This is a genomic window from Comamonas sp., assembly GCF_036666375.1.
Taxonomy (GTDB): Bacteria; Pseudomonadota; Gammaproteobacteria; order Burkholderiales; family Burkholderiaceae_C; genus Comamonas.
In genome coordinates this window covers 47,224-49,075 of sequence record NZ_JAVWWA010000026.1, presented here as the reverse complement: position 1 = coordinate 49,075, position 1,852 = coordinate 47,224, and the positions used below count along the sequence as shown (strand labels likewise).

Annotated in this window: 2 protein-coding genes; one reads left to right on the top strand and one right to left on the bottom strand. The window is 57.8% G+C overall.

The window, feature by feature from the left end:
* Positions 1-222 precede the first annotated feature (222 nt).
* Positions 223-864 carry a GntR family transcriptional regulator gene (locus tag RR928_RS09040; RefSeq protein WP_332538462.1) on the bottom strand — a complete coding sequence of 214 codons (642 nt, stop codon included), beginning with the start codon at positions 862-864 and terminating at the stop codon, positions 223-225.
* Between the two features lie 41 nt (positions 865-905).
* On the opposite strand from RR928_RS09040, the gene RR928_RS09035 reads away from it, so the two are divergent.
* Positions 906-1,852, top strand: a 947-nt coding sequence (locus RR928_RS09035; RefSeq protein WP_332682240.1) for a fumarylacetoacetate hydrolase family protein, incomplete at its 3' end; no start/stop codon positions are given.

Genomic DNA, 1,852 nt, shown 5'->3' with positions numbered 1-1,852 from the left:
AATTTGACTGGTTTTTGATCAGTCGCTGGGCATATGCCGCAGGAAAAACAACCAGCATTCGCTGGCCATGTGTTGCATCGACCAGTTCAATTTGAATCGCCCCGGCTTTTCTAGACACTCTGAGTCGTTGGGTGGAGTGGCACGAATATTCGAACAATGACTTATCTGTCACCCTATGCGGTTTCGCGCCGCGCTCTGCGGCCCGGGCGGGATCGTATCCCGCTATCTCAAATGCCGCAGCGCATTCATCGTTGAGTTGGCGGCATGCTCGGTCATGGCCCTTTCCGCCGCCGCGCCATCGCGCGCCATGATGGCGTCCACGATCTTTGCGTGCTCATCATTGGAATGGGCCAGCCGGTTTTCCGTCACGAAGAACACCTTGGAGCGGAACGGAGCCAGCCGCTGGCGCAGGGTTCTGGCGATTTCCTCGAGCGTGCGGTTGTGCGCGCCCGCATGGATCTGCGCGTGAAACTCTTCGTTCAATTGGGCGTAGGCATTCTCGTCACCCCGATTCTTCGCATCCATGGCCTGCAGATGCAGGTACTCGATCTGCTTTTGCTCCGATAGCGCTGCACGCAAGGCACACAGCTTGGCGCACAGTGCCTCCACTTCTCCCGCCGCTTCAAAGAGCCCCCTGAGCTCCGAGGAATCCACCTCGGCGACCGAAAACCCCCGCCGAGGCAAATATTCGACCAGCTTGGTCGAGGCCAGATGCTGCAGGGCATCGCGCACCGGGCTGCGGGAAACGTTGAAGCGCAGGGCGATCGACTGCTCGTCCAGCCGCTCGCCGGGCCGGAACTTGTGCATGACGATCTCTTCCGCCAATTGCTCGGAGATGGTCTGAGAGAGAGTTTTGCTGCTCATGTGGACACCTGTGCCGCGAAAATGTGCACAGAATCAAAAATTTGAGTGCATTTTATACAACTACGTCGAAGTATCGCTTTTTGTATAAAAAATTGCATGGACTTATTTCCTTCCATGTCCGCCTCCGCGGACGGCGATTTGCTAGCCATTTTTCTCACGAAGTTTTCACCCCACTGACGCCTCCAGCAGGAGCGCTGCATGGGTGTGCGCGCACGCCGCCAGCCGCCGCCTGGTCCATAGACCAAGATCAGTATTTACCCTTTATTGAGCTCTTTTTCAAAAAATTGAGTGCAATTTTCAAAAAAAGAATCCACAATCCGCTCAACATTATTTTTTACACATCGCTCAAGGAGACAGACATGACATGGATCGCATTGGCCACCTATGCAGGCCCCCAAGGCAACGCCCCGGCACTGGTGCTGGATCAGCAGCTCTACGATCTGTGCGCCTTGCATCAGGCAGGGCTGGAGCCGGTGCCGCTGGCCTATCTGGAAGGCGGCGTCGAGGCCATCGTGAAGGATGGAAAGAACGGCCAGCGCTGGCTTGAAGCCGTGGCCGCACAGGCCCAGGCTCTGGTGCAGGAGCGCAAGGTGGGTCCGGTGGAGGAAGGTCCCAGGAAGCTTCAGGCTCCTTACGTGCCGCAGCACATGTTCTGCGCCGCATCCAACTATGCAAAGCACGCCAACGAGATGGGTACGGTGCTCGCGGCCAAGTCCGAAAGCAAGCCCTACATGTTCCTCAAGCTCTCCAATACGGTCATCGGCCCGGGCGGCACGGTGCTGATGCCGCCCGAGACCACCAAACTGGACTGGGAGATCGAACTCGCCGCCGTCATCGGCAAGCGCTGCCGTCGGGTCAGCGTGCAAGAGGCGCTTGACTGCGTGGCGTACTACACCATCCTCAACGACGTGACAGCGCGAGACCTGAACCTGCGTTCCGACTACCCGTTCAAGCACGACTGGTTCCAGGGCAAGTGCCACGACACCTT